Genomic DNA, 23,449 nt, shown 5'->3' on the forward strand with positions numbered 1-23,449 from the left:
GGTGGCCGAGTGGCCCCCCGGCTCCCCCGCCGACGTCCTCGACCTCGGCTGCGGAACTACGCCCGAACGGACGGCTCGTCCTCGTGGAAGGCCGCTGGCAGACCTGCGCAGCGGGCGACGCCTACACCACCGGCACTCCAAGGCTGCCCTGGCTCGGCGGCGTCACGGCCGCCCGGCTGATCGAGGCTCTTGAGCCACTGGCCGACGTGGTCCACACCGAACACCTCACCGATCCGGCACTGTGGGGCCGGCCGATCCAGGACGAGAGGTACGTCGTGATCGCGCGCCCCACGACCTCGGCCGGCCCTGGCTCCTGATGCCGGGAGCCAGGGCCGTCCCGAGTTCCCGCCAACCCTCCCCCGTCCCCGCGGCGGGAAGGGCATGGCCAGGCGGGAGCACGCGGGGCTGCTAGCCCTCCTCGTACGGCGCGGGCGGCCGCAGGGAGTCGCACCCCTCGAAGACCTGCTTCTCGGCGGCCGAGCCGGGCTCGACCTGCTTGAACCCGGCCGGCTTCTCCTCCCCCTTGTCGATGGGCTGCCAGACGCCGCCCTTACGCAGACACTGGGCCCACGCGGCGAACTTGGCCTCGTCCTCGGGCGAGGACGGTCCTGAGCCGCCGAGGATCGCCGAGTCCCACTCCTTGCACGCCTTCATGGCGGCGTCGAGCTTGGCCTGGGTGACCTTGGTGACGGCGCTGGTGTCGAGGTCCTGCCCCTTGACGGGGTCCGGGATGTCGATCCCGTTCTCCCGCATGCACCCGGCGAACTTCACCGCGGTCTCGTGCCAGCTGGGCTTGGCGGCGGCGGGAGCCGGGCTCGACGTGCTGGCGAAGCTCTGCGCCCCGCACGCCGCGCTCAGCGCGAGGACGGGAAAGGCGGCCAGGACGGCGAGACGCCGCTTGCTGATCAACACGGTTTCCTCCCATGAGTCGGCTGACTGCCCAACACCGTGGCCCGCCGTTGTGAGCGGCCCGTCCGCGCCATGTCATGAACGTGTAATAGCTTCCAAGGCCGAACAAACCGGAAGTCGTAGCCGCCGATACTGGGACGCATGGCTCGCGTGTTGCTGATCGAGGACGACCCGAACGTCAGGGACGCTCTGACGCTCGCCCTCAAAGGCAGGGATCACGAGGTCGAGTCGGCGACATCCGGGGAGGAAGGGCTGGAGCGGCTGGCGCGCTTCGCCGCCGACGTGGTGGTGCTCGACCTCATGCTGCCCGGCATCGACGGGTTCGAGGTCTGCCGTCGCATCCGCGCCACCACCTCCACCTCGATCGTGATGCTGAGCGCCAGGGGCGACGACTTCGACGTGGTCGGCGGGCTGGAGGCCGGCGCGGACGACTACGTGGTCAAGCCGGTGCGCCCGCAGGTCCTGGAGGCCCGGATCAGGGCGGTGCTGCGCCGCGCCGACGGTGTGCCCTCGCCCGTGGAGACGTACGGCACGTTGTGCCTGGACCGGGCCTCCCTCACCGTGAGCAGGGGCGGGAGGCAGGTCGCGCTGCCGCCCATGGAGCTGCGGCTGCTGCTGCATCTGTCGGCCTCCCCCGGCCAGGTCTTCAGCAGGCAGCAGCTGCTGGAGTCGGTGTGGGAGCACGACTACCTGGGCGACTCGCGGCTGGTGGACGCGTGCGTGCAGCGGCTGCGCGCCAAGATCGAGGACGTGCCGGCCGAACCGAGGTACGTGCAGACCGTGCGCGGATTCGGTTACCGCTTCGGCCCGGTATGAACTGGCTGCGGGGGCTTCGGGCCCGGCTGGTGATCACGTTCGTGCTGGTGGGAGGGCTGAGCGCGGTGGGGGCCGCCGGGCTGACCTACCACAAGGCGCGTGACAACCTGCTGACCGGGGTGCAGGACCGGCTGCTGAACGACTTCAGGCACCGGGTGCTGCTGCTGTCACGCGACGTCGCGCTGCCCGCCGGCGACGAGGAGCTCGCCCTGCTGGCCGAGGACCTCGAGGTGGGCGACCGCGAGGTGTACGTGGTCAGGGACGGCGCCGTCCCCAGCGACGCCCGCATCACCGCCGAACTCCGGGCGGACGTCCTGCGGCGGCCGGAACTGGCCTGGCAGCGGGTGACGCGCGACGGCGTGCCGTACCTCGTGGCCGGCAGCAGGGTCATGCTCCGCGCGGGCGGCGCGCCGTCCGGCATCACCGTCTACCTCGTCGAGTCGCTCGCGCAGGCCGCCTCCGACGAGGCGGCCGTGCTGCGCGCCGCGCAGGCGGCGGCCCTGCCCGTCGTGCTGCTGGCGGTGCTGGCCGGGCTGCTGGCCGCGCGCGGCGTGCTGCGCCCGGTCGCCGACCTGGACCGCGCGGCCCGCCGGCTGGGCGAAGGGCGGCTGGACACCCGCCTGCCCGTACGCGGCGGCGACGAACTGGCGCGGCTGGCCGGACGGTTCAACGAGACCGCCGCCGCGCTGGAACGCTCGGTGGGCGAGCTGCGCGAGATGGAGGCCAGGTCGCGGCGGTTCGTCGCGGACGTCTCCCACGAGCTGCGCACCCCGCTCGCCGCCGCCACCGCCGTCACCGACATCCTCGAAGCCGGCGCCGACCGTCTGGACGCCGACGCCGGCACCGCCGCCCAGCTGATCACCGCCGAGATCGCCCAGCTCGGCAAGCTCGTCGACGACCTGATGGAGATCTCCCGGTTCGACGCCGGAGCAGCCGTGCTCAACCTCGACGAGGTGGACGTCGGCGCCGCCGTCGCCGCCTGCCTGCGCTCCCGCGGCTGGAGCTCCACCGTCACCGCGGACCTGCCGCCCGACATCCGGGTTCCCCTCGACCCGCGCCGCCTGGACGTCATCGTCGCCAACCTCGTCGGCAACGCGCTGCGGCACGGCGCGCCGCCCGTCACGGTCCGGGTGCGCGCCACCGGCCGGGCCGTCGCCGTCGAGGTCGCCGACCACGGGCCGGGCCTGCCCGCCGACGTCCTCCCCCACGTCTTCGAACGCTTCTACAAGGCCGACACCGCCCGCGCCCGTTCAGAAGGCAGCGGCCTCGGCCTGGCCATCGCCCGCGAGAACGCCCTCCTGCACGGCGGCGACCTGACCGTCGCCCCCGGCCCCGGAGCCGTCTTCACCCTCACCCTCCCCAGGAACCGTCCCGCCGTCGAACGACCCTCCGCACAGGGGAACCTCCCCACCCAGGAACCCCCCGCCGGGACCGCCCCACCGGTGGACCGCCCGTGAGAACCTGGCCCCTCGCCCTGCTCCTGGCAGCCTGTACGGCCTGCGGAGTCGGCCCCACCGACGTGATCCCCGCCGGGGAGCCCGCCCGCGGCTTCATCCAGGGCACCCGCCTGTACTTCGTGCAGCACGACCGCCTCGCCTCCGTCACCCGCCCCGAGGGCCCGCTGGAGGCAGCCGAAGCCGTCGAACTGCTGGCCGACGGTCCCACCTCGAAGGAGCGCGAGCGCTCCTTCACCACCCGGCTGCCCGAGGACATGGCCATCGAGGTGGACGACGACGGGTTCACACTGAACAAAGGCGGCTCGGTCTCCCGCCTGTCGCGGACGGCAACCGGGCAGCTCGTCTGCACGATCGCCGCCGCCACCGCCGCCAAGCGCGGCGTGGACCTGGATGACGTACGGGTCGCCGTCCCTGGCAAGCCGGAGGCCCGCTGCGCGGACTTCACGTGAATCCGCGGACGTTCGTCGCTGCTGCACAAGCACGACGAAGGCCGCCCGGACTGACGAGCCTCCACGGACACCCACTCAAGATCCGCCGGCGTCCGCCGAGCATGCCGGTCGTGTCAGCCGCTCTCGACAGGGTCGGAGCCCTGCCCGCCGTCCTCCCCGTGCGAGGCCTCGTGACGTGAGGCCTCGTGACGTGAGGGCTCGTGACGTGAGGCCGGCACCACGATCTCCTCGGTGTCCTTGTCGCGGGTCACCCAGAGATGGACCAGCGCCCCGATGAACAGCACGATCGAGGTCCACTGGTTGATCCGCAGCCCCAGGAGCGTCACCGCGTGGTCCACTCCGCCCACCGGGTCGATCCGCAGCCCCTCGATCCAGAACCGCCCGAACGTGTAGCCGGCGACGTACAGGGCGAACAGGCGGCCGTGGCGCAGCGTGAACCGCCTGCCGGCCAGGATCAGCGCGAAACCGAGCGCCGCGTCCCACAGCGACTCGTACAGGAACGTCGGGTGGTAGAGCACACCCGGCTCGCCGCCGTGCGCCTGGTCGATCTCCAGCCCCCACGGCAACGTGGTCGGACCGCCGTACAACTCCTGGTTGAACCAGTTGCCCCAGCGGGCGATCGCCTGCCCGAACGCGATGCCGGGCGCGACCGTGTCGGCCACGGCGCTCAGCGACAGCCCCCGGCGGCGGCAGGCCAGCCACATGCCCACGCCTCCCAGGGCGACCGCGCCCCAGATGCTGAGCCCGCCTTCCCAGATGAACAGCGCCTGGTAGGGCTCCTTGATCGCCCGTGGGCCGAAGTACGTCTGCCAGTCGGTGATGACGTGGTAGAGGCGGGCGCCGATCAGGCCGAAGATCACTGCGGGGACCGCGACGTCGCCGATCGTGCCCTTCTCGCCGCCGCGGGCGCGCCAGCGGCGCTCGCTCAGCCAGATGCCGAAGCCGATCGCGAGAATGAAGCACAACGCGTAGGCCCGGATCGGGACGAACCCGAGATACCAGACCCCTTCGGAGGGGCTGGGAATCGAGGCGAGGAGCATACCGGTGAGGCTAATCAACTAAAGGCCGCGTGACCGCCTTCGCGACCTGATCGCAAACCTTCCGCGACATGACCGCGGCGCAGCCGAACCGGCGCACCATTCGACGGCGCGCCTGCCATCAGCAGATCTCCGCCAACCCGGAACCAGTACAAACCAGGCGCAGCAGCCTGAGGGGATTCGTGCCTGATCATCAGCGCGACCAAATCATTCGCCGCGGACGCCGCCCGCTGTCACCATGTCGACTATGGGAGATCTTGGCGAATCGGACTGCGTCTTCTGCGCGATCGTTCGCGGCGAGGCTGAGGCGAGCGTTCCTTACGCCGACGACCGCGTCATGGTAATCATGGACACAGGAGCCGTCACCCCTGGCCACCTCCTCGTCATTCCGCGCGTTCACGCCGTGGGGTTGGAAGACCTTGATGAGGAGACCAGTGCGCACGTGTGGACGGTCGGCCATCGCATGGCCCGGGCTCTACGGCGCTCCGGTTTGCGATGTGAGGGCGTGAACGTTTTCCTCGCGGACGGGAAAGCAGCATTTCAGGAGGTCTTCCACTTTCACCTGCACGTGTTCCCCCGCTTCGAGGGGGACAGCTTCCGGATAGCCGCCGACTGGGGCACAAGGGCGCGGAGTCTGCTCGATCAGGAATCGGAAGCGGTCCGGTCCGGCTTGGCAGAGCTGGGATCGCCTACCGCGGACACGGGCGCCAATCGTGATGCGCCTGCCTGACACCAGCACTCTGCTCAGCGATCATCACCCCAGCCCGCCGACCACCCCACGGGGATGATCGCGCTGCACCTCTGCGTGTCCCTGGTCGGCGGTTGGCTCGTGCAACCCCACAAGTACCGCAGTGAGCCTCAACCTGCGCCGGGCGTTCCCGACAGCGGCGGACATCGTGTCACGGCCCGCCAGCAGGCCAACACCCATAGGCGACGTGCCGTCGTGCGATAGCGTTCCGCCCGTGCCACCGCCGGCCTGAACCTGCCCGCCACCCCGGACGCGTTCCGAGCGTTCTTGGGTCGATTCGACGAGGGGCGATCGGCCGAAGGCTTACTGGTCTGCCTGCGCGACACCGGCGCCATAGCAGGCAATGTCAACATCAACAGCATCATTCGCGGACGCTTCCAGAACGGCTCGCTGGGCTACGCCTCCTTCGCGCCTTACTCCGGACGCGGATACATGTCAGAAGGTCTTGGCCTGGTCCTGCGCCACGCGTTTGACGAGCTACGGCTGCATCGACTGGAAGTGCAGATCAGACCGGAGAACCAGGCGTCCATCAAACTGGTCCGACGCCACGGCTTCCGTTACGAGGGTTACTCCCCTGATCTCCTGTTCATCAATGGTGCCTGGCGAGGTCATGGCCGATGGGCCCTCACCAACGACATGCACGGCATCGTTCCCGACGCTCCCCATCCAACGCTGCCCGACCGCTGACACCGTCGGCCGGCCGGGACGCTGACCGTCAGCCGGAAGCCCTCCGCGATCACCACGGACGGCTTCTGACCACCCACGCCCCTTCATGGCGAGGGAACCGGCACAAGCGCCCGTGAGGAGATCCGCTGACGTCCGTGGATGTGTGCGGCGCTTGTCGGGCAGTTCCGCGGTTGCCCAAGTGGCTTCGCCTGCCGTAGCACCTGAGCGTGACGGGGTGGCAGCGCACCTCGGTGACCGTGGCGCCCCCGCCACCGCTCACGGCTTCAGTTCGAGCCTCTTCCTCGACGCACCCGGGAACACGACGACCAGGTGCTCCTCCCCCGCATCGCCGACCCGCACGTAGACACGGAGCCGGTAGCGGCCCTTCCCCGCGATCGCCAGATTCGGCATCGGCGCACCCGCTCCCACCTCGCCCTCACCCTTCTCGGGCACGGTGAGCTGGCCGCTGCGGCTGACGATCGGCACCTCGTTGACCTGATCCCACCCGGCCGTCCGCCGTGGCGGCGCGGTGCGGAGGGCCTTCACGGTGAGGCACAGATCAACGACGTCTTCGACATGCCCGATGAGCGCCGCGCTGCGGGCCACCCCGATGCCGGCGCTGTCGTCGTAGACCTTGTCCATCGCCTGTTCCGCCGCCTCTTCGGCAGCTTCGTCCGCGGGGTCGTGGACCAGATAACCGGGATCGCCGTCGACGAACAGGAAGTAGTTGGCCGTGGCCTGGACGACACCCTTCGTCCGGGGCCACGGATCGCGGCACCTCGCGTTCTCCTCGGCGATGTAGGCGTCGTGGGCCGACTTCGTCTCCGCGCTCGACCGCAGCAGTTCGGGATGGGTCGCGCCGATGACCTCGGGGCAGACGTAGACGAGATCCCACGGGTCCGCGCCCCAGCCTGACCGCGCGCTCCCGGCCCGCTTCAGAAGCGCCTCCTGCTCGTCGCGGTCCTTCGCACGGCACAGCGCCCGCCCGTACGCGAGGATCGCCTGGTCGGACAGGCTGTCCGGGAACATGGGCGGGACCCCGCCAGCTGTGCTCCGCACCAGGCACAGGAACACGGCGCCGCGTTCCGCGGGCTTCAGGTCGCCGAAGCTGGGCCGGTCATGGCAGCCCGGCGACCAGCCGGTGTAGGTGAGGTGCGGGGTCTGCTCCGGGTGGATCACGGCGATGATCGGCAGCACGACCACGGTCGCCACCGTGACGCGGACCACGCGCCGCCGAGCAGGCGGAAGATCTGCCAGGCGGTCGTCAGCCGGCAGTTCACGGGCGGTCGCCGCCATCCACACGGTGCTGACGAGACCTACCGCGTCCATCATGACCGGCATCGCCGGACTGCCGCTGGAGATCTCTTCGAAGAGGAGGTTGAGCGGGATCAGCAGCGCGTAGACGCCCACCGACGACCATCCGGCGATCAGCGTGCCGCGGCTCCACCGGCCGTCGCGCCACTGCCCGACGACCGTGATGACGGTCGCCGCCACTCCGCCCAGCATCAAGCCCAGTCCGACGATGCCGCCCGAGCCGAGCTCTGGGAGGTCGAGTTCGTCGAGCAGTTCGTCGGCCATCCCGGCCAGCTCGACCGCGAACAACGCTCCGGCCGCGGCGCGCAGCATCGAGGAGCGCCACCGGATGACGAGCAGGTACAGGACGTCGATCGCGGTCCAAAGCACGAACTGGAACGCCGCGTCGACCACGTTGGGGAGCAGCGCGATCGGCAACCACAGCAGGAGCGCGTACGCCACCGCCAGATACAGCAGCCGGCGCAGCGCCTTCGCCCGGCGATTCAGCGGTCCCGGTGCGGGGGCACGCAGGATCAGCCACAGGAGCGCGGCCTTCACCAGAGCGGCCACGAGCAGCGCCATCACCGTCAGGGTGTCGAACCCATTGGGCGCGTAGAACCGCACGTGGGTCGGCGGCGACCATTCGACGGCCGCCCAGAGCCAGGAGTCGCCGATCACCAGTCCCGCGGCCGCCGCCGCAAGGACCAGACCTACTAATCCGATCCTGATAATTCGCCATAAACCATCCGAAAGCATGGGACGCGATCTTAGCGCGGCACCGCCATACAGGCGGACTTCGATGATGACGAGGCGCTGGGTGCCCGAAATGTCGCGTGGCCGATGTCATTGTGTTACCGGTCTGCATGCTCCTTCCTCACGTCTCGTACGACTTCAAGCACAAGCAGGGCGAGACAGAAAGAGCAGCGAGAATGCCCGACGCGCAGCGGGATCCCCCGCTTCAGTGCTTCGCCGACGTTGTTCCGGGTGCGGGGCAGCGTGTTACGGCCGGCGATCCGCATGTACTGGAAGGCGTCGTCGAAGCTCGTGGCTAGCTGCACCAGAGTGGGGCCTGGATGGGGTCGGCCACCACCGCAGGCCTTGATTCACCCTCAAAGGCGCATTTATGGACGAACCAGCGCGACGTGAATGGGCATTTCAATCAAGCGGCAAGCGGAAAGACAAGAATAGATCATCTTCGTTTGCAGCCCTGATGGCAAGGAAATCAAGGCGATGCCGCACAGCCGCAACGGGCGGCCAAAACGAGTGTTTCCGATCAAAGTGGACAATTTCCACCACGTCGGAATGGATGCCCTCGAAGGGGAAACGAACGTGCCCGAGCCGAATGACATGGTGGGGGTTTCGGTGGCCAGCGCGACGCTGGCCGCCGATAAACCCGGCGACGGCGGGGGTGGCACATGACGGAAGCGCGTACGCAGCCGCGCGCATTCGCGCCCGAGCCTTCGCACTCTCGGATCCCGCGTTCCTCTCCCACCACCCGTTCGTCGCACATTTCCTGATCGGCGCGCGCTTCGCACTTCTGCCGAACAGCGGCGCTGCCCCAGTCGAGCTCAGACCTGAGCGGTCGAATGAACTCGACTTACGTCACGTCAACAAACACCAGAATCCAGGACTCAGCATAGGGCCGGCACAACGCGCCCTTTACCGCGTCCATGGCTCTACCGTCCCGCCTGAGGAGTTCCCATGAAGCGAATCTCGACCCTCCTTTCCACATCGCTGGCCACGCTCGCCGTGGCGGCCTTGCCCGCACAGGCTGTAAACCCGCACTTCCTTTCGGTCACCGGCCAGATAAGCGGCACGAACCTGATCGTCTCCTTCAAGGAAGCCGGACTCGGCAACAACCAGAACATCGACTACACCGCAAGCGCGAACTCGACCGCCACGTACGTCTGCGTCAACCGAGGCGGAAAGAACCCCAGCGCCCAGAACAAGGAAACCGTTTCCGGCCCCGTGAGCGCGACCGGCACGTTCAATTCCGGCAATAACGGCCAGGTGACGGCCTCGCTCGCGATCCTCCCGCCGTCGCCGGGAGCCTTCTCCTGCCCGCCTGGCCAGAGCCTGGAGCTCGCACGGGTGACCTACTCGAACGTCCAGCTCAGCGATGACACGAACGGCATCGTGATCGCGTTCCAGCAGACGTTCGACACCGGGTGCCTGCTGCCCAACGTGAAGGGCGCCTGCTAGGGAGCGTCTGATGCCGACACCGGCCAGGTGACGCCTGGCCGGCTTGTCGAACCGCCACTGCTTGAGCTTGCCGATGGATGCAGCGCTCTCCACCAGATTGCGCTGCTCGTAGGTCGCAGCGTCGAAAGCGTAAGGGCGGCCGCCATAGCCGCCCTTACGTTTGTGATTGGAGATCTGGCCGCGGCCCTCGGGGACGACCGCCTTGATGCCGCGACGGCGCAGGTCGAGCCGGATCCTGGAGTCCCCCTTGTCCGCGATCAGAGTGCCGGGCCGGGCGCGAGGACGACCACCGGCTTCTGCGATTGCTTCTTAGCGATCGTCCCACCGCCGTCCCCCTTCTGTTGGCTCCGGCGGCACGCTGGTGGGCGCGGGGCGAAGGTGGAGTCGATGCTGACGGCCAGCTCCACCTGCCCGACGGAGTCGTCCGTGACCTGCATTTCCTCCAGCAGCCGGGCCCAGGTGCCGTCTTCTTCCCAGCGATTGAACCGCTCATAGCAGGTCTGCCAAGACCCGTACCACTCCGAAATCTCACGCCACGGCACGCCAGTGCGCAGTAGCCACAAGATGCCGTCGATCACCTGCCGATGCCCCCGCAAGAGTCCGGACAGCCCTGCTCGACTGTCGTCTGCGATCGCCTGCCCCGTTGTCACTCAAGACGTCACTCACAGGAAGACTGGCTTCGGTCGCGACTTCGGCGCCACGTTGCCGGCGCCGCGTGCCGAGATGGTCGTGAGAACCGGCATCGCTCGTGGATCTTGAACCGAGCCGGGCGCGAGTGCGCGGATCTGCCGACGAGCGCGCACCCCTGGCTTCCTGAGCGACGTCAGGCGACGAGCACGGCGGTGAGCATCGAGAGATACGACTCATGGGCGAGACGCAGGCCGTCAAGCTCGGACATCTCGAACCACGCCACAGCGTCGTGCTCGTCCGGCGCGGCGTTGACGGGTGTTCCGGTCCACCTGTCCACCAACCAGATCTGCATGTCGAACGTCGCGGTCCGGATCTCATGCATCGGCGGGCTGGACGGCTCCGATGCCGTGATTCCCAACTCCTCGCGAAGCTCGCGGACAAGGCTCTCTTTCGGATCCTCCCCCTCCTCGACATGACCGCCCGGCAGGTCCCACACGTCGGGATACCAACGGCGTCCGGCGCTTCGATGACACAGCAACACCCGATCGCCGTCGCGAAGCACGCCCGTCACAATCCGGACCGGACCGGAGTCGTCAGCGGAGATCGTCATCGGCCCATTCTGACCCGCTGAGCGGTTCGGCTCGCTCGAGGCGTGGCAGTTCGCTTGCCCGGTGGAGGACGCAGCGGTCCGCCGGGGCTTGCGCCAGGACGGCCGGACCGCTGCGCCCGACGTTCTAGTCGGTGAGCAGGATGTCGTCCAGGCACAGCGTGTACGGCGCGTCCGCGCCGCCCACCTGGAACAACACCTGGGCCTCCCGGTCCGAGGACTTGGCGGTGTTCTGGTAGGCGTAGGTCCTGGAGCCGGTGCCGACCTCGGGGTAGCCGTCCACGATCGCGGTGTGCGTCTCACCGCTGCCCTGGACCACTGACCTGATCTTCACCGTCCGCGTCGCCGACGCCTTGAAACTCAGCCGGTACGTCTTCCCGGCCTCCACGGCGATTCCGCTCTGCCCGACCATCGCGGCCCACACGTTGTCACCACCCGCGGGGACCTGAGCGCACAACCGCCCTCCCGTCACCTCGATCGGGGTGTTCTTGGACGCCCACCAACCCTTGACCCCGTTGTCCAGCGAGCCGTTCACCACACTCTGGTGGACGGGCACGAGAGACACATTGTCCACGCACAACGTGTACGGCGCGTCCGCGCCGCCCACCTGGAACAACACCTGGGCCTGCGAGTCCGAGGACTTGGCCGTGGCCACGTAGGTGAACTTCTTCGAGCTGCCGCCGACCTCGGGGTATCCGTCGACGATCGCGGCGTGCTTCTCGCCGCTGCCCTGGACCAGCGATCTGATTCTCGTCGTCCTCGTGGCGGTCGCCTCGAAGCTCAACTGATAGGTCTGCCCGGCCTGGACCGCGACGCCGCTCTGCCCGACCATCGCGGCCCACACGTTGTCACCACCCGCGGGGACCTGGGCGCACAACCGGCCGTCCGTCACCTTGATCGGGGTGTTCTTGGAGGCCCACCAGCCCTTGACCCCGTCGTCCAGGGAGCCGTTCACCACGAGGTCGCCGGCGGGCGCGGCGGCGTACGCGGGAGTCGCCGCCGCGGCCATCGCCACGAAGGCACCGACGGCGAAGAGACGCATCGAAAGGGGATTCCGCATTCATACTTCCTTGCCTTGCTCCGACCTTTGTCCGGAGCAGCGATCTCGACGACTAATCGAAGACTTGCATTCATCGCGACACGATGCCGCGCGTCCCTACGACGCGAGCCACACGCAGATTGCGAACCGCTAAAACGACAGCGCCGCTACGCGAGTCACGCTATGGCGGAAGTTCCTCGGTTCGTCCTCGTCGGATCCTCGTCGCGTCCTCGCTCACACGAGCATTGGGCGATTGTCGGTAGCTCGCGTTCTCCTGACGTCACATCCTGTGCAGGAATGCGGTCCACTGCTGCCAGAACAGGGAGCTCCTCGTGGTGACGAACGCGTCCCTCTGCAGTTTGAGGCGGTACAGCGCGTCGAAGAGCGCGTCGCTGCCCTGCATGTTGCCGAAGCTCGCCCTCGAGACCAGCTCCACGTACACCTTGAGCGCGGTCGCGTGGCCCTTGGCCTCGGCGATGAACTGGAACAGCGACCAGCCCAGCGAGTAGTTGAACGAGCGGTACTTGTCATCGTAGAAGTGCTCGTTGTTGGGCAGGTCCGCGCGCAGCAGGCCCTTGGCCAGGCCGTCACGGATCACCCACCTGTCGCCGGCCGCCGGGGTCCCGCGGTTCTCGATGTAGCGGGCGAAGCCCTCGACGGCCCACCGGGGCGCGGACAGGCTCAGCCCCGTGCCTGGGGCGCCGCTTACCGGGCTGAGCTCGATGTCGATCGGCTGCACCGCCGTGCTGATCGCGTGGGTGATCTCGTGCTTCATCACCCCCAGCGGATTGTCCGCCTTGATGGCGATCTCCATGTTGACCACGACGCGCGAGCCCACGTAGTGGCCCGTGACATCGATCTTGTCGGTGGTGGCGCCGTGCAAGGGGATCTCCACGCCCTCCGACCAGCTGGGCGTGCCCGCGCCGAACCACTTCTTGTAGCTGGCGGGCCTGCGGGTCAGGAACAGGGCGAAGCCGGAGGGTGCCGGGTTGCCCAGCCAGTCGCGGCGCACCTCGGCGCTGGCCCTGGTGGCGACCTTGACGTAGGTGTCGAAGTCGGGCACCGACCCATCCGTGGCCAGCACCACGTCCCCGCGCTTGGCGACGGTCAGCGGGGTCAGCTCCCACGGCGAGTCGTAGGTCGCCCTGTAGTTGTCGGTGTCGGGCCCGACGTCGATCAGCGTGTACCGCCCGTTCATCATCGTGAACAGGTAAATGAAATCGCTGGCGCTGCTGGCCTCGTCGACGCCGGCCATCTTGGAGAGCATGCGGACCTTGAAGCCGTCGACGTTCTGCGGCAACGTCTTGGTGTGGCGCTGGGGCTCGGCGGCCAGCGGGCCGCTGCCAGGTCCGCTGGACAGCTGCAGGGTCTCCCACTTGAACTTGCGCAGATTCGCGAAGTGCAGCTTCTGGCTCGCCATCAGCGCGGCGTTGGACGTGTCGACGTCCGCGAGCCAGGCCTGCTCGTCACGGGAGCGCAGCGCAGCGTTGCGGCGCTCGATGAAGTGCTTGACGTCGGCCTGCATGTCCGTGGCGTCTCGCGTCTTCTCCACCCCTGTCAGAACGCCGGGCAGGCGGCACCCGCTCAGCAGGAACACCGATCCGGTGAACGTGAACAGGGCACGACGGCGTGTCAGCACGTAGACCTTCCTCCATGGACGCTGATGGTCGGGCAGTACGGCGCGGCGGCCGCCCGGTCGGGTGCGGCGCGAGCCGCGGCCTGTACCGCGGCCCGGGCGTTGATCAGGCCGTGGCCCGGGAAGACGGTGTAACCCCGCGCGGGCTTGACGGCCGTCTCGACGAGGACGCGGCGCACCTGACGCGGGCTCAGGCCGGGAGCGCGGGACATCATCAGGGCCACCGTCCCCACGGCGAGCGCGTAGGCCGGAGAGGTGCCGTCCACCAGCTGGTACCCGCCCGTGTTCGAGGCGCTGAATATGTCGACGCCCGGAGCGGCGATCGTGGTGTACGAGCGCACCTGCGAGAACCCCGCCCGCCTCCCGTCCGGCCTCATCGCGGCGACGCCGATCATGCCGGGACAGGCGAGGCGGAAGGGGCGCGCCGGGCCGGGACATGCCGGGCGGGGGCTCGGCGGCCTGCGATGGCGGTCCCGGCCAGGGCTGCGGGTATCCCTGCACGGGCGGGCGCCCTTGCGAGGGGTGGACCATCGTGGGCTCCTGTCCGATCACGGTGACGACCGGCGAGGGGCTGTCCCCCACCGGGTCCATGACGCTAGGACGGCCTGTCCTCGATCCGCCCTCATCCGCTCCTCGAACCGGTCTCGCCGGCGCATCCCTCCGGGTGTCTACACTGACGCTCGCAGATCAAGGGGGGAACGCGTGATGGCCACGGCCTGGTTCGGCATCTTGGGACCTATGGACGTCCGGTTGGACGGCCGCCCGGTGGTGCTGCACGGGCCACGGCAGGAAAGAACGCTGGCGGCGCTGCTGCTCGACGCCGGCCGGGTCGTCACCGTGGACCAGCTCGTGGACGTCGTGTGGGAGGAGCCGCCCGCCTCCGCGCGCCGGCAGATCCAGGACCTCGTCACCCGGCTGCGCCGGATGCTGGTCGATGCCGGGGCCGCTCCCGACCTGATCACCACGCAGCGCGCGGGCTACCTGCTGCAACCTGGCGAGCACGGCCTGGACACCCGTACTTTCGAGGCCTTAGCCGCCGCGGCGCGCCAGACCGCCGACCGGGACCCGGCGGGGGCCATCGCCGCGTACCGGGAGGCGCTGTCGTTGTGGCGCGGCCCCTTCCTGGCCGGCATGCGGGGCTGGGCCTTCGAAGGTGCGGCCAGGATCTGGCAGGAGCGCCGGCTCGCGGTCGTGGAGGAGTGCCTGACGCTGGAGCTCTCGCTGGGCCGTCATGGCGACGTCACCGCCGAGGCTCTGGCGCTGGTGGAGCAGCATCCGTTCCGGGAGTCCCTGGTCGAGCTGCTGATGCGCGCATTGCACGGTTCGGGCAGGCTGGCCGACGCCCTCGACGCCTACCGGGCCCTGCAACAGCGGCTGGCCGACGAGCTGGGCCTCGACCCCGGCGCCGACCTGCGACGCCTGCACGACACCCTGCTGCGCTCCCAGGCCGGGCCCGCGGCCACCACTGTTCGCCCGGCCTGGCACGTCGCCGCGATGCTGCCCCCGGACGTGTACGGCTTCACCGGCCGCGAGGGCGAACTGGCCAGGCTGGACGCCCTGCTCGCCAGGGTCGGCGAGCAGCCCACGGCCCTGGTCGTCGCCGCCGTGACCGGCGCCCCAGGCGTGGGCAAGACCGCGCTCGCCGTCCACTGGGCCCACCGCGTACGCGACCGGTTCCCCGACGGCCAGCTCTACGTGAATCTGCGCGGCTTCGACCAGAGCGGGCGGCCGATGACCCCGACCGAGGCCATCCGCGCCTTCCTCGACGCCCTGGGAGTGCCGACCGATCGCGTCCCCGCTGGGATCGAGGCCCAGACCGGGCTCTACCGCAGCCTGCTGGCCGGGCGCCGGACACTGATCGTGCTGGACAACGCGCGCGACGCCGAGCAGGTCCGGCCGCTGCTGCCCGGCGCGCCCGGCTGCCTGGTGCTGGTGACCAGCCGCGACCAGCTCCCGGCCCTGATCGCCGCCGAGGGCGCCCATCCGGTCCGTCTCGACCTGCTGTCCGACACCGAGGCCCGCGAACTGCTCGCCCACCGGCTGGGCGGCGAACGGGTGACCGCGGACCCCGGCGCGACGGCGGAGATCATCGCCCGGTGCGCGCGGCTGCCGCTGGCCCTGGCCGTCATCGCGGCCCGCGCGGCCACCCACCCCGACTTCCCGCTGGCCGCCATCGCCGGCGAACTGCCCGCCGTGCACGACAACCTGGACGCCTTCGACGCCGGTGGCCCCGGGACCCAGGTGCGGTGCGTCTTCTCCTGGTCACACCAGGCGCTGAGCCCAGGGGCGGCGCGCATGTTCCGGCTGCTCGGCCTGCATCCGGGGCCCGATTTCGGCGTGCGGTCGGCGGCCGGTCTCGCGGGCCTGCCGGTCGAGCGGGCCCGTCCGCTGCTGGCCGAGCTGTGCCGCGCCCACCTTCTCACCCAGCACGTCCCCGGCCGCTACACCTTCCACGACCTGCTGCGCGCCCACGCCGTCGAGCTGACCCAGGCGTTCACCCCGGAGGCCGAACGCCGGGCCGCGACGCACCGGCTCCTCAGCCACTACCTGTACGCCGCCCACGCCGCGGCGGTGCTGCTGAACCCGCACCGCGACCCGCTCCTCCCCGCGCCGCCGCCGACGGAGGGCGCGGCGGATGAGCCGCCGCGCGACCGCGAAACCGCGATGGCCTGGTTCACCGCCGAGTCCGCGGTGCTCGTGGCCGCGATCCCCCACGCCGCCGCCCAGGGGTTCGACGGCCACGCCTGGCAGCTCGCCTGGGCCGTCGCGGACTTCCTCGACGGCCGCGGGATGCGGCACGAGCACCTGGCCGTCCAGACCACCGCACTGGCCGCCGCCCGGCGTGCCGGCGACCGGCTCGGGACGGCCTGCGCTCACGGCGGCCTGGGCCGGGCCCACGCCCTGACGGGCCGCTTCGACGAGGCCCGCGGCCACTTCGAGCTCGCCCTCAACCTGTACGGCGAGCTCGCCGAGCCCACCGGCCAGGCCCACGTCCATCTCAGCCTGTCCACCATGCGCAGCCGGCAAGGCCACCACCAGGACGCCCTGAGCCACGCCGCCCAAGCCCTGGCCCTCTACCGCGCAGCGGGCCACCTGACCGGGCAGGCCCGCGCGTTCAACGCCGTCGGCTGGTCCCACGCCCGGCTCGGCGATCACGAGCAGGCCCTCGACCACTGCCGCCAGGCGCTCGACCTGCACCGGCGGCTCGGCGACGTCCTCGGCCAGGCCGACGCCTGCGACAGCCTCGGCCACGCCTGCCACCGCCTGGGCCGCCACGAGGAGGCCGTCTCCTGGTACGAGCGGGCCGTCGAGCTGTTCCGCGAGGCCGGCCACCGCCACCACCAGGCCGACCCCCTCACCCGCCCCGGCGGCAGCAGGTGCGGGGACGGGCCCGCCGACGCCGCCGAGCGTGCCCTGGCGATCCTCAAAGAGCTCGGCCATCCTCAGACCGATGAGGCGGTGGCCGAGCGGCGCCGGTGACCCTGTACGTGCCGTTCGTCATAGAAGTCACCCCCGGCGCCTGCACCTCCTCGGCACGACCGCCAACCCCACCGGCACTGATCAACGAAAACCGCTCGGGATGACAGCGTCTCTCATTCATGGGTTCAGCTCGTCGGCGTCTTCCTCCCAAGCATCTTGTTGCAGAGGGCCGACGGCGCAGGGGGCGGAGCCCCTTGCGGCTCTTCCCTCCGGAGCGACTCGGCGAGCTGGACCGCGTCGGCCCTGGTCGCCGTCCTGGCCGCGATGCTCTTCGATGGTCTGGCGTTCAATCCTGGTGGAGGGAGAGAGCCGCAGGTCAACGGGTGGATCATGTGGCAGCTCCCCGACGGACGAAGACTGGATGACCTTCGAGATGAGCTGGAGGGGCACGACGAGTAGCGAGCCGGTAGCTGTCCTTCGCTGCTGTACGCCCATGCGAAAGGCCCTCCCGGATCATCCGAGAGGGCCTTTGAGCTGGAGCCGCCTTGGGGATTCGAACCCCAGACCCCTTCATTACGAGTGAAGTGCTCTGGCCGACTGAGCTAAGGCGGCGTGCCGGTACAGCGTGAAGAAGTCTACAGGAGCCTGAGGGGTTCTCGCTCCCATCGGGCGACCCATCGTGGGACGGATCGCCCGCACCGGACGTCAGCCCGACGGCGACGGCCGCTCTCCGTACATCGCGTCGTGCTGTTTTCTTGGCGAGCAGACCGAGGCCGAGGGGCAGGCGCAGCGGCGGCCGCCGTCGTTGAGGCGGACCACCACGGAGTCGGAGGGGACGTTGTGGCCCACGACCGTGCCGGGGCCCTCCGGGGTGTCCACGCTCGCTCCCATGCGTGGCGCCGAGGCGCGGAACTCCTGGTAGAGCGGGTGTTCGTACTTCAGGCAGCACATCAGCCTGCCGCAGGCCCCGGCGATGCGCAGGGGGTTGACCGGGAGGTCCTGGTCCTTGGCCATGCGCACGGACACCGGTTCGAAGTCCTTCAGGAAGGTGGCGCAGCACAGGTCGCGCCCGCAGGGGCCGATGCCGCCCTGCAGGCGCGCCTCGTCGCGCGGGCCGATCTGCCGCAGTTCGACGCGGGCCCGCAGGTTGCGGGCCAGGTCGCGGACGAGCGCGCGGAAGTCCACCCGGTGCGGGGCCGAGAAGTAGACGGTGAAGACGGTGTCCTGGTCGAGGTAGTCGACGCCGACGACCTTCATCGGCAGGCCGTGCCGTTTGATCAGCCGTTTGGCGACGCTGCGTGCCTCGGCCCTGCGGCGCTTGTTGGACTCGTCGCGCGCGATGTGCTCCTCGCCCGCGATGCCCTCGCACACGGGCAGCCCGTCGATGTCCTCGCTGGTGTACTGCGGCGCCCACACGCACTCGGCGATCTCGGGCCCGGCGTCGGTGGGGACGAGCACCTTGTCGCCCACCTTGGGGCTGTGGCCGCCGGGGTCGAGGTAGTAGAGCCGTCCGTAGCGCGTGAAGCTTACGGCCATGATCATTCCCATGGGCTCGCGTTCGCCTCCTGATGGCCTCGGGGGTTCGTCCGGCCTTCCGCTGCCACACTACGTGCCGGGGCACGCCGAGCGTCAGCCCCCGCGCCTGCCGGAATCAGCACACCTTGGGCTCCCGAATGCCGTACTCGGCTGTCAGGATGAAGGTCTGGTTCAGGCACCGCTGGTCGATCACCATGGCCACGCCCGGCAACCGCTCCAGCGCCTCGGCGACCTTCTTCCGGTCGGCGCCCTCGCGCAGGATGATCCGGAACGACTCCGGCATGTCCTCGACCCTGGTCGCGTCGGTCAGCGTCTTGTTCTCGGCGTAGGCGTCGCGGAAGTCGTCGAATGCCTCCTGCCGGCTCTCGAAGTAGACGGACACGATCCCGGGCAGCTCCTTGATCGCAGCCAGGGCGGCCTTCTTCTGGGCCGGCGTCGCCGCCCGGGGCTTCTTCCCGCAGGCGGAGGACGTGCTGCCGGACATGCAGAGGAAGGCCGACAGCTCCTCACCCGCCCGCTGCCGCGAAGCCGAGGACAGCGTGGCCAGGTCCACGGAGAGGCCGACCCCCTGCAGCCCGCGCACCTCCTCCAGCAGCCGCTGCCGGTCGGCGTTCGGCTTCACCCGCACCCTGTACGACTCAGGCAGGTCAGCGGCCGTGTAGCGGTTCAGAATGCGCTCCTGACCGGCGTACTCCTGCCGGAACCTCCGGTACGACTCCTCCCGGTTCACGAATCGCACCTGCGTCACCCCCGGCCGGCCGCGCAGGTACGACTCGACGGCCTGCCTCTGAGCGCCGGTGACGTCCCGGCCGCCGCACGTCGGCCGGTAGGCCTCGGACGGCGAGCAGAGGAACACGGCCAGCTCGGCGCCTTCGACGGCGGCGGCGTCCGGGGCGGTCGCCACTCTTTGACCACCGGCTCCCGGTACGCCCAGCCAGAGCACGGCGACGGCCCCCGCCACCGCGGCTGCCGCCACGTACCGGAAGCCGCGCGGGACGGGACGTCTCCCCGGCGTCCTGAGCGGGCCGATCACGGCGGGATCCAGGCTGGAACCCGCTTCCTTCAGCGCGTCACGCAGCCGGTCTTCGAGCGGACTGTTCATGATTCCTCCCCCAGTGCACGGGCGAGAGCGACCAGCCCCCGCGCGATGGTGGACCTGGCCGTGCTCGCGCCGACGCCCATCGTCTCGGCGATCTCCTGGTCGGACAGGTCGAGGTAGTAGCGCAGCGTCAGCGCCTCGCGCTGCCTGCGGGGCAGCGCCCGCAGCGCCAGCAGCACCTCACGGCGTTCCTCGCTCAGCAGGACGGCGCTCTCCGCCGACCAGGCGGGCGGCTGGTACGGCACGGTCCGGCGCAGCGCCGTCAGCCGGCGGCGCAGCACGGAACGGCACCCGTTCAGCACCGCGGAACGGATGTAGGCCAGCGCCCGGCTCGTGTCACGCAGCCTGCCGCGCCCGGCGTGGGTGCGGGCGAACGCGTCCTGGACGACGTCCTCGGCGGTCTGCCGGTCGCCCACCATGACGTACGCCAGCCGCACGAGCCCCGTGTGGTGCTCGGCGAACAGTGACGCCACGTCGACCCGCCCGGTGTCAGGTGGCCGCGTGTCGCGGGTCTCTCGCTGCGAGAGCAGTTCGACTTCCACATGACAGAGACGCTCCACGGCCGCGTCTGCTGCGCGCCCCGGGCGAGAAAGTCAGGACCGCAGGGAGAGCATCATCGCCTCGACGGCGATCTGGGGGTTGACGCTGGCCGCCAGCCGCTCCCTGCACTGCATGATCGCGTCGATCCTGCGCAGCGTCTCCTCGGGCGTCGAGGACTTGGCGAGCTGGTCGAGGTCGAACCTGACGTCGTCGTTGGCCAGTTCGACGGGCGCCCCCAGCTGCATCGCCAGCACGTCCCTGTAGAACGACACCAGCTCCAGCAGCGCCGCGTCGAGCGAGTCGCGTTTGATGCGGGTCGCCCGGGACTTCTGGCGGTCCTCCAGCTCCTTCAGCGCGCCCGCGCCGCCCCGCACCAGCCCCCGGTTGAGCCCCTTGCCGGTGGAGCCCTCGCCGTACAGTTTGCGCAGTTCGGACGTCTCGCTCTCGTTGAGCGCGGCGGTGGCGGCGGCGGCCTCCTCCTCGGCCGTCTTGACGAGGCGTTCAGCCGCGGCGACGCACTCGCCGACGCCGGTGAGGGCGCGCGGGATGGCGAGCACGGCCTCGCGGCGGCGGCGTACCTCCTCGTCGAGGGCCAGGGCTCGGGCCCGTGCGATGTGGCCCTGCGCGGCCCGCGCGGCGAACCTGGCCGTCTCCCACGGCACGTTGTCGCGCGTGGCCAGGACGTGGGCGACCGCCTCGGTGCCCGGCGTGGTCAGGGTGACGAGCCGGCAGCGCGACCTGATGGTGATCATCAGGTCGTCGGGCGCGGGGGCGCACAGCAGCCACACGGTGCGCGGCGGTGGCTCCTCGATGGCCTTGAGCAGAGCGTTCGCGGCGGACTCCGTGGCCCGGTCGGCGTCCTCGAAGAGGATCACCCGCCAGCGGCCCTGCGTGGGCGCGCCTGCCGCCCTGAGGATGAGTTCGCGGGTCTGCTTCACGCTGTACGACAGCCCCTGGGGCCGTACCGCTTCCAGGTCGGGGTGGGAGCCGATGAGCACCTGGTGGCACTGCTCGCAGTGGCCGCACCCGCCGTCGGGGCACAGCAGCGCCGCGGCGAACGCGCGGGCGGCGTCCTCCCTGCCGGACCCCGGCGGCCCGGTGAACAGCCACGCGTGCGTCATGCCGGCGCCCCGCCCGCCGCCGACGACCTCGCCCGCCGCCGCGGCGGCGCGCGACAGCACCGCTACCGCTCGATCCTGCCCGACGAGGTCATCGAAAACCGTCACGGGCTAAGGCTAGTCGCGGATGGCCGGCATCGTGCCGGTGATGTCCTCGGCTTCGTGAGGTACGGGGTCGGGCAGGATCTCGCGGACGTGGTCCTGGATGCGCCGCGTGATCTCCTCCATGGGCAGCGTGCCGTCGACGACGAAGTAGCGTTCGGGGTCGGCGGCGGCGAGCGCCCTGAACTCCTTGCGCACCCGCTCGTGGAAGTGCAGCGGCTCGGACTCGATGCGGTCGGCGGCCCCGCCCAGCCGGCGCAGCCCCACCTCGGGCGGCGTGTCGATGAGCACGGTCAGGTGCGGGACGAGCCCGCCGGTGGCCCACGCGTTGATCCTGGCGACGTCCTCGGGGTCGAGCGAGCGCCCGGCCCCCTGGTACGCCAGCGACGAGTCGACGTAGCGGTCGGTGATGACGACCGAGCCGCGCTGGAGCGCGGGCCTGATGACCTTCTCGACGTGCTCGGCGCGGTCGGCGGCGTACAGCAGCGCCTCGGCGCGCGCCGACAGGCCGCGCTCGGCGGCGTCGAGGAGGATGGCCCGCAGCCGCATCCCGATCTTGGTGGAGCCCGGCTCGCGGGTCTGGACGACGTCGTACCCCTGGTCACGCAGCCAGATCGCGAGCATGCGGGACTGGGAGGTCTTGCCGGACCCCTCGCCCCCCTCGAACGCCACGAACAGACCGGGCAGCTCCTCCGGGCCCTGGGGCTGGAACCGCTCGCCGCGCACGGCCGCGATCAGGTCGCCCGCGAGCGGGACGCCCTTCCTGTCGTCCATGTGGCGCAGGGCCAGGATGCCGACGACGGTGGCGAGCGCGCCACCCAGCACGAGCACGAGGTTCGTGCCGTCGAACCGGTAGCTGACCTCGCCCAGCCGCAGCGCGTGCGCGCCGAACAGCGCCGCGAGCGGGTTGGCCACGGCCACCACGAGCAGCAGCGTGACCCTGGCCGTGGACTGGAGGAACGAGAACGTCCGGCCGCGGATCGCGTCGTCGACCTCGAGGCCGATCAGCGTGTAGCCGATGATCCAGGCGATGCCCGCGCACGCCCCCAGCAGGACGGTGAGCATGACCACGATCACCAGGTTGTGCACCAGCGCGATCGCGACCAGGACCAGGCCCGCGACGGTGATGCACAGACCGAACAGCCGCCGCCGCGACAGCTCGCGCAGCAGCCGCAGGCCGAAGAACATGCCGAGGGCCATGCCGACGAAGACCGCGCCGAACACGACGCCGTATCCCGCGTCGCCGCCGCCCAGCGCCTGGACGTAGATCTTGGCCACGCCCACGACCGCGCCGCCCGCCGCGAACGCGCCCAGCATGCCGATGATCAGCCCGCGCACCAGGCGGTCGCCGCTGACGAAGCGCCAGCCCTCGACGATCTGCTTGAGCACCGACGGGCTGGAGATCGCGCCGTCGCGCTTCGGCATGCCGCGCAGCGTGAAGATCAGGAGGGCGGAGACGAGGTAGGCGACCGCGTTGACGATCAGTGCGGGCGCGGTGGGGTCCATGCCGCTGAACACCGGCACGACGCTCCTGATCACGTCGGCCGCCACGGACAGCGCCGCGAACAGCAGCGCCGCGACGGGCGCGCTGCCGTAGGTGACGAGGAGGTTGAGCCGGTTGGCCGACTCGAGCTGCTCCTTCGGCACCAGGTTGGGGACCGTGGCCTCCTTGGCCGGGACCCAGAACAGGTTCACGCACTCGACGAGCACCGTCGCGATGATGACCCACTGGTAGCTGCCGACGAGCGGGATCGACAGCACCACCGCGAAACGGGCGACGTCGGCCACGACCATCGTGAGCCGCCGGTCGAACCGGTCGGCGAACGCGCCCGCCAGAGGGCCCAGCAGCACGGCGGGCAGCATCTTGGCGATGAAGACGCCGCCGACGGCCAGCGACTGCGCGCGGAAGTCACCGCGCGTGAGGTTTCCCGCCAGGGCGGTCAGGGCGAGGATGTTGAGCCAGTCGCCGAGACTGCACACCGACATGGCCGTCCAGAGCCGCCTGAACGGCGCGTTGGCCAGCACGTGAGTTGGGCGGCGTCGGCCAAGGGCAGTCATGATTTCAGCGTATCCAGGTGTTGGCCAATGGGAGGTAGACAACCGACGAGCCGGATATTCCCGATAGCTCGCCGCCGAGCGTATTAC

General features: G+C 70.2%; 22 protein-coding genes and 1 tRNA gene. 9 read left to right on the plus strand and 14 right to left on the minus strand.

The window, feature by feature from the left end; translation table 11 throughout:
- Nucleotides 1–83: 83 nt before the first annotated feature.
- Nucleotides 84–317, plus strand: a complete 234-nt coding sequence (locus tag BMX74_RS32790; RefSeq protein WP_091104437.1) for a hypothetical protein — start codon at nucleotides 84–86, stop codon at nucleotides 315–317.
- A gap of 91 nt (nucleotides 318–408) precedes the next feature.
- On the opposite strand, the gene BMX74_RS32795 is transcribed toward BMX74_RS32790, so the two are convergent.
- Complete coding sequence (locus BMX74_RS32795) at nucleotides 409–912, minus strand: hypothetical protein (protein WP_143078842.1); 504 nt, start codon at nucleotides 910–912, stop codon at nucleotides 409–411.
- Between the two features lie 138 nt (nucleotides 913–1,050).
- On the opposite strand from BMX74_RS32795, the gene BMX74_RS32800 reads away from it, so the two are divergent.
- From BMX74_RS32800 to BMX74_RS32810, 3 genes are read left to right on the plus strand one after another with little or no spacing between them, the layout of a single operon-like run.
- Nucleotides 1,051–1,725, plus strand: coding sequence for a response regulator transcription factor (locus BMX74_RS32800; RefSeq protein ID WP_055508767.1), 675 nt, complete (start codon nucleotides 1,051–1,053; stop codon nucleotides 1,723–1,725).
- On the plus strand, nucleotides 1,722–3,182 hold the full coding sequence (locus BMX74_RS32805) for a sensor histidine kinase (protein ID WP_256257408.1): 1,461 nt from the start codon (nucleotides 1,722–1,724) through the stop codon (nucleotides 3,180–3,182). The genes BMX74_RS32800 and BMX74_RS32805 overlap by 4 nt, the downstream gene beginning before the upstream one ends.
- A complete protein-coding gene (locus BMX74_RS32810) occupies nucleotides 3,179–3,631 on the plus strand; it encodes a GerMN domain-containing protein (RefSeq protein ID WP_091104441.1) in 453 nt (150 codons plus the stop codon). Before BMX74_RS32805 ends, BMX74_RS32810 begins: the two co-directional genes overlap by 4 nt.
- A gap of 113 nt (nucleotides 3,632–3,744) precedes the next feature.
- On the opposite strand, the gene lgt is transcribed toward BMX74_RS32810, so the two are convergent.
- Entirely contained in the window at nucleotides 3,745–4,671 is a 927-nt protein-coding gene (lgt, locus tag BMX74_RS32815) for a prolipoprotein diacylglyceryl transferase (RefSeq protein ID WP_091104442.1), read from the minus strand.
- Nucleotides 4,672–4,915: 244 nt separating this feature from the next.
- Between lgt and BMX74_RS32820 the strand changes: the two genes are divergently transcribed.
- Both BMX74_RS32820 and BMX74_RS32825 read left to right on the plus strand, forming a co-directional pair.
- Nucleotides 4,916–5,398 (plus strand): HIT family protein, encoded by a 483-nt coding sequence (locus tag BMX74_RS32820; RefSeq protein ID WP_055509503.1) that lies wholly within the window; start codon nucleotides 4,916–4,918, stop codon nucleotides 5,396–5,398.
- 252 nt (nucleotides 5,399–5,650) lie between these two features.
- Nucleotides 5,651–6,103, plus strand: coding sequence for a GNAT family N-acetyltransferase (locus tag BMX74_RS32825; protein WP_218154124.1), 453 nt, complete (start codon nucleotides 5,651–5,653; stop codon nucleotides 6,101–6,103).
- 255 nt (nucleotides 6,104–6,358) lie between these two features.
- Here the strand turns inward: BMX74_RS32825 and BMX74_RS32830 are convergent, their stop codons facing one another.
- A complete protein-coding gene (locus tag BMX74_RS32830; protein WP_143078843.1) occupies nucleotides 6,359–8,131 on the minus strand; it encodes a hypothetical protein in 1,773 nt (590 codons plus the stop codon).
- 474 nt (nucleotides 8,132–8,605) lie between these two features.
- On the opposite strand from BMX74_RS32830, the gene BMX74_RS43400 reads away from it, so the two are divergent.
- Both BMX74_RS43400 and BMX74_RS32835 read left to right on the plus strand, forming a co-directional pair.
- Nucleotides 8,606–8,794: a hypothetical protein gene (locus BMX74_RS43400; protein WP_143078844.1), complete on the plus strand. Its 189-nt coding sequence runs from the start codon at nucleotides 8,606–8,608 to the stop codon at nucleotides 8,792–8,794.
- Between the two features lie 282 nt (nucleotides 8,795–9,076).
- The gene (locus BMX74_RS32835) at nucleotides 9,077–9,577 is read left to right on the plus strand and encodes a hypothetical protein (protein WP_091104447.1); all 501 of its coding nucleotides are present in this window, start codon (nucleotides 9,077–9,079) and stop codon (nucleotides 9,575–9,577) included.
- Nucleotides 9,578–9,834: 257 nt separating this feature from the next.
- Here BMX74_RS32835 and BMX74_RS32840 read toward each other — a convergent pair whose 3' ends face one another.
- The 5 genes from BMX74_RS32840 to BMX74_RS32860 all read right to left on the minus strand — a co-directional run bounded on the left by BMX74_RS32840 (nucleotide 9,835) and on the right by BMX74_RS32860 (nucleotide 13,884).
- Complete coding sequence (locus BMX74_RS32840; RefSeq protein ID WP_177227603.1) at nucleotides 9,835–10,155, minus strand: transposase; 321 nt, start codon at nucleotides 10,153–10,155, stop codon at nucleotides 9,835–9,837.
- A 245-nt stretch (nucleotides 10,156–10,400) separates the two neighbouring features.
- On the minus strand, nucleotides 10,401–10,817 hold the full coding sequence (locus BMX74_RS32845) for an NUDIX domain-containing protein (protein ID WP_091104450.1): 417 nt from the start codon (nucleotides 10,815–10,817) through the stop codon (nucleotides 10,401–10,403).
- A 124-nt stretch (nucleotides 10,818–10,941) separates the two neighbouring features.
- The gene (locus BMX74_RS32850; RefSeq protein ID WP_082535584.1) at nucleotides 10,942–11,874 is read right to left on the minus strand and encodes a carbohydrate binding domain-containing protein; all 933 of its coding nucleotides are present in this window, start codon (nucleotides 11,872–11,874) and stop codon (nucleotides 10,942–10,944) included.
- A gap of 259 nt (nucleotides 11,875–12,133) precedes the next feature.
- Nucleotides 12,134–13,492 carry a hypothetical protein gene (locus BMX74_RS32855; protein WP_091104452.1) on the minus strand — a complete coding sequence of 453 codons (1,359 nt, stop codon included), beginning with the start codon at nucleotides 13,490–13,492 and terminating at the stop codon, nucleotides 12,134–12,136.
- The gene (locus tag BMX74_RS32860) at nucleotides 13,486–13,884 is read right to left on the minus strand and encodes a S8 family serine peptidase (RefSeq protein ID WP_091104453.1); all 399 of its coding nucleotides are present in this window, start codon (nucleotides 13,882–13,884) and stop codon (nucleotides 13,486–13,488) included. Before BMX74_RS32860 ends, BMX74_RS32855 begins: the two co-directional genes overlap by 7 nt.
- 343 nt (nucleotides 13,885–14,227) lie before the next feature.
- Here BMX74_RS32860 and BMX74_RS32865 point away from each other — a divergent pair, with 343 nt between their 5' ends.
- Complete coding sequence (locus tag BMX74_RS32865; protein ID WP_218154121.1) at nucleotides 14,228–16,969, plus strand: AfsR/SARP family transcriptional regulator; 2,742 nt, start codon at nucleotides 14,228–14,230, stop codon at nucleotides 16,967–16,969.
- A 475-nt stretch (nucleotides 16,970–17,444) separates the two neighbouring features.
- On the opposite strand, the gene BMX74_RS32870 is transcribed toward BMX74_RS32865, so the two are convergent.
- The 6 genes from BMX74_RS32870 to tmk all read right to left on the minus strand — a co-directional run bounded on the left by BMX74_RS32870 (nucleotide 17,445) and on the right by tmk (nucleotide 23,362).
- Nucleotides 17,445–17,521 (minus strand) — tRNA-Thr (locus BMX74_RS32870).
- A gap of 93 nt (nucleotides 17,522–17,614) precedes the next feature.
- Nucleotides 17,615–18,445, minus strand: a complete 831-nt coding sequence (locus BMX74_RS32875; RefSeq protein ID WP_420538156.1) for a PSP1 domain-containing protein — start codon at nucleotides 18,443–18,445, stop codon at nucleotides 17,615–17,617.
- Between the two features lie 115 nt (nucleotides 18,446–18,560).
- Nucleotides 18,561–19,547 (minus strand): permease-like cell division protein FtsX, encoded by a 987-nt coding sequence (locus tag BMX74_RS32880; protein WP_091104457.1) that lies wholly within the window; start codon nucleotides 19,545–19,547, stop codon nucleotides 18,561–18,563.
- Nucleotides 19,544–20,086 carry an RNA polymerase sigma factor gene (locus BMX74_RS32885; protein WP_091104458.1) on the minus strand — a complete coding sequence of 181 codons (543 nt, stop codon included), beginning with the start codon at nucleotides 20,084–20,086 and terminating at the stop codon, nucleotides 19,544–19,546. The genes BMX74_RS32880 and BMX74_RS32885 overlap by 4 nt, the downstream gene beginning before the upstream one ends.
- A 51-nt stretch (nucleotides 20,087–20,137) precedes the next feature.
- Nucleotides 20,138–21,310, minus strand: a complete 1,173-nt coding sequence (locus tag BMX74_RS32890; protein ID WP_091104460.1) for a DNA polymerase III subunit delta' — start codon at nucleotides 21,308–21,310, stop codon at nucleotides 20,138–20,140.
- 9 nt (nucleotides 21,311–21,319) lie between these two features.
- The gene (tmk, locus tag BMX74_RS32895) at nucleotides 21,320–23,362 is read right to left on the minus strand and encodes a dTMP kinase (RefSeq protein ID WP_055508743.1); all 2,043 of its coding nucleotides are present in this window, start codon (nucleotides 23,360–23,362) and stop codon (nucleotides 21,320–21,322) included.
- Nucleotides 23,363–23,449: the final 87 nt, after the last annotated feature.

Source organism: Nonomuraea pusilla, assembly GCF_900109355.1.
GTDB classification, from domain to species: domain Bacteria; phylum Actinomycetota; class Actinomycetes; order Streptosporangiales; family Streptosporangiaceae; genus Nonomuraea; species Nonomuraea pusilla.